Genomic DNA, 3519 nt, shown 5'->3' with positions numbered 1-3519 from the left:
CCCCACCGCCGCCTGAAACACCCGGCCAGCCCGAGCCGCCACCGCCCCCTGTGACGATGCGCACGCTGTCACCGGGCGCCACCTGGAAGTCTCCCTTCGTCACCGGAGCATCCTGGCCACCGTTGCCGCCTGGCGCTATCACGGTTGCGTTGCCGTTCAGGAAGATCGCAGTTGAACCGCCACCGCCTCCGTTCGTCCCCGTTCCGCCATTGCCACCGGCCGCTTTGTAGTAGAGCCGGATGTTCTCCAGCCCGTAGAACTCGGCGGCCTGCAGCGTGAAGCTCACATCCGGCGATTTGATGGCCACGTAGCACTTCTGCAGTGTTTCCACGCGGCCGCTGGCATTGCCGGAGCCGCTACCACCACCTGCTTTGACCGGTGGATAGTACGTGTAGCCCGACAGAGAGCCCGGTGTCACAAAAACAGCATCGGCCAAGGCATAGCTGGTACTGAGGCTCAGCGTGGCGATGGCGCAGGCCTGGGCGACCAGGTGGAGCAGGGCTCGGGGGGGTGTCGTCCTCATTTGCATCGTGCTTCTCTGTCGTAGTGCTCAGCGGACCTGGATGGCGATCTTGGTTCCTGCTTCTGCGCAGCCCGTCGTCAGGCCCGTTTGATCCAAGGTGGCCCCGTTCTTGTAGAGGTTGCCGCCCGAGATGACGCCGGCGTTGGCCGCTGCAGAGGCCCCCACGCGGATGGCCATGGCCACCGGCTCCAGGCGAGCAACCAGGTTCGCGCAGTCGTCCTTGTCCATGGGGGCTGCGGTACCGCCCAACGTCATGGCGAAGGTGATGCGCGAGCCATTCAGGGCCATCTGGTTGCCATAGCCGTCATACAGCTGGCCAGCGTCGAACTTGATGGGGTTTTTGACGATGCCAATCTTGTCCACTTCTGCGGCCGTGACACTCGTGTAGTCGTTCGCACGATTCCAGTGCTTCTGGATGTCCATCGCCAGATAAAGGGCCTTCTCGCCGAGATTTCCTGCATTGATGCCTCCTTTGAGGACGCCCAGGGAACTCAGCACGATGGCGGCCACGATGCCTGCCAGCAGTGTCCAGGCCGCCATTTCAATCATGGACATGCCTCGCTGGCGTTGCGCTTGAATAGACTGAGCCTTGAAGTTAGTGCTGTGAATGCTCATATATGTTGCCTGCAAAAATTATTTGAGAGTGCCGACGATGCCGTACATGGTCACGGCGATCCACAAGATTGAACCTGCAATCGCAAGCGTTCCCAAGATGTCAGCCACCATGGCTGTTGTTTTGGCTTTTTCAATTGAGAGTTCAGAGAACTCATTGGCGATGTGATCCAGGGATTGCCCGAAATCGCTAGTTCTTCCATAAAGACTAATAATCCATGCGTTCTCCTCCGGAAATAAATTGCATGAGGTTAATGAAACGTGAGGCGGCTTTCCTTGCTGCGTGAGTCGCTTGATATGATCCAGCTTGCTGACCATGTATCTGTCTGCGCCCTCGGATATCGAATTCACGGCTGTTCGAAACGGAACACCCGTTCTGAGAAATCCGCTCAGGCTTCCCAAGGTGGCAGATGAATTCAGCAACCGAACTGTGGTAAACGGCCAGATGTTTCTATCCAAGAAATTGCGCACTGGCCCGGTTAAATTTTTCTTGAGATAGTTGAACGCCAAATAAATGAAAGCAATAAATAAAAAGAAGCCAATAATGAAAGCAATGATGTGATCTGCCACAAAACCAAAACTTTGGGCTGCTTGCGTCCATCGGTGCCTTGGAGCCGCTTGCTCCATTTGCGGGATAATCTCCAGAGAGAAATAGTAATATATGACGGACATCATGAGTGCATACCACAGCACCCGCGACACTCCAGACCGTATGATTTTGATGATCTCGGACTGACTGCGCGCATACTTTGCAGCTTGAAGCAAACCCAAGGAGATATTTCCCTGTTCTTCGCCACTGCGAATAATCATGGCTTCGTTATTTGGGACCAGTCCTAGTAGCACGTCTCCCAGCTTTAGCGTCTGTGTTTCGCTGCCTTCAAGAGAGAACCTTTTGCTTCCACCGCCCTTCATCCTTCTCATCACTTCCTGGAGAAGTGGATGGAGAAAATGTTTTTGCTTGCGGTACTCTGCTTCCATCTCTGAGAGCGCTGCGCCGAGGGGTATTCCACCGGCAGGCCCTGTCATGGAAGCGAGCGCGCCGTATAGCTTGGCCCTGATATCCGTGGTGAGCCGGATTTGGAAAAGAATTCTTTTGATGTTCTTCATCAGAATCCGTCCCTTCTGAGCATCCCAATACTGTGCTCAACATCGCGCGGATCTACGAGGCCCTGCCGCATTTTTTGAATCGCGTGAGAAAGTGCGGAAACTCCGAGGCCATATTCCACTTTTTCACCCAGCGTGGTGAGCCAGTAATCACGCGCTCCTGCTTCATCCTTTTTCTTGATGAAGCCTAAGAGCTTCTCATCGGGAATGATTATTTCTGCAATGGGTGTTCTTCCGAGGATACCTGTACCATTGCATGTTTCGCATTTGCATCCTGTATCTAACTTGTTCTCTGCGTTGATAAAATATCTGCCTTCGTTGATGAAGCGAATATTGTGTTTATCGTCACTTACAGAGGTCAAGCGATTAAAAAGACCCTCATTGATCATGCCGGYCGCACGAGCRAGATCAAGKGGCAATGAACACTCGGGGCAAACAATRGGYAATAGCCTTTGATAGACAAAGCCGGAAACGAATCCRGGCATKGTCATCAGGTCAATATCCACACCCAACTGCTCAAGCCGAGAGAATGCAGCCATCGCCGAGTAACCATGGATGGAAGACAGAATCTTGTGGCCTGCCAGCACCAAATTCTTGACGGTCTTTGCTGCTTGGCTTTCGCGGATTTCTCCTACCATGACCACGTCGGGGTCCTGCCGTAATGTGGCTTCCAAAAGTTCGTTGAACGTATCCTTCGTTGCGGGCATCTGGCAAGCGTTAGGAATCTCGTACTCCACCGGAGATTCAATCGTGCATACCTTGATATTTGGTCCCCGATTTTCGTAGAGTTGCTGAATGCAGCTCTGCAGTGATGAAGATTTACCAGAGTTCGTCGGCCCGACAAAGACGACCAGGCCTGAGCCGCCGATCAGCATTCTTTCGACCTGCTCACGTTGAGCGTCGGAGTAGCCGACGTCGCCGAGCCTCTTGAAGCCGCCTTCGACGTTGGCAGGTCTGAGCAGACGCAAAACCAACTGGAATTTATCTGGATGTATGGCAGTTGAGTGGAACCGCACAGTCAATAGGCGCTTGTTTTTCTTTGTAGGGTCATCCCACACGTCAAAATTGGTGTCCTTGATTTCTCGCTTGGTCCAAGATCCTTTTCGGGCGATGTCAGTAGATTCAAAATTGAAGAGCACCGAACCATAGTCTTCAGCAGTGGCCAAAGAGATGTCTCCCATCTTGTACCGACGACCATCAATACGGAGCAAGACTTCGGCCTTGTTCTCGCGTGCTTCGATATGGATATCTGATGCACCTGATTTTGCAGCGTCCAATAG

At 53.2% G+C, this 3519-nt stretch carries 3 protein-coding genes and 1 pseudogene; all 4 read right to left on the bottom strand.

The genetic code is table 11. The features are described from left to right. Positions 1 to 523: pseudogene (locus GRX31_RS30260) on the bottom strand (hypothetical protein); the annotation flags it as partial. Positions 524 to 550: 27 nt separating this feature from the next. After that, a complete protein-coding gene (locus GRX31_RS30255) occupies positions 551 to 1138 on the bottom strand; it encodes a hypothetical protein (RefSeq protein WP_160856245.1) in 588 nt (195 codons plus the stop codon). Positions 1139 to 1156: 18 nt separating this feature from the next. Beyond that, the gene (locus GRX31_RS30250) at positions 1157 to 2242 is read right to left on the bottom strand and encodes a type II secretion system F family protein (RefSeq protein ID WP_160856243.1); all 1086 of its coding nucleotides are present in this window, start codon (positions 2240 to 2242) and stop codon (positions 1157 to 1159) included. Further along, positions 2242 to 3519, bottom strand: a 1278-nt coding sequence (locus GRX31_RS30245) for a GspE/PulE family protein (RefSeq protein WP_160856241.1), incomplete at its 5' end; no start/stop codon positions are given. The genes GRX31_RS30245 and GRX31_RS30250, both read right to left, overlap by 1 nt.

This window comes from Delftia sp. CH05, from assembly GCF_009827015.1.
In the GTDB taxonomy this organism is placed as follows: Bacteria; Pseudomonadota; Gammaproteobacteria; order Burkholderiales; family Burkholderiaceae_C; genus Comamonas; species Comamonas tsuruhatensis.
The sequence above is the reverse complement of the archived record's forward strand: the minus strand, read 5'-3'. Positions and strand labels throughout refer to the sequence as shown.

What these genes read in the sequence shown, in the direction of transcription:
- GRX31_RS30255 (WP_160856245.1), bottom strand. Translation starts at nt 1,138, where the DNA reads ATGAGCATTCACAGCACTAACTTCAAGGCTCAGTCTATTCAAGCGCAA.
- GRX31_RS30250 (WP_160856243.1), bottom strand. Translation starts at nt 2,242, where the DNA reads ATGAAGAACATCAAAAGAATTCTTTTCCAAATCCGGCTCACCACGGAT.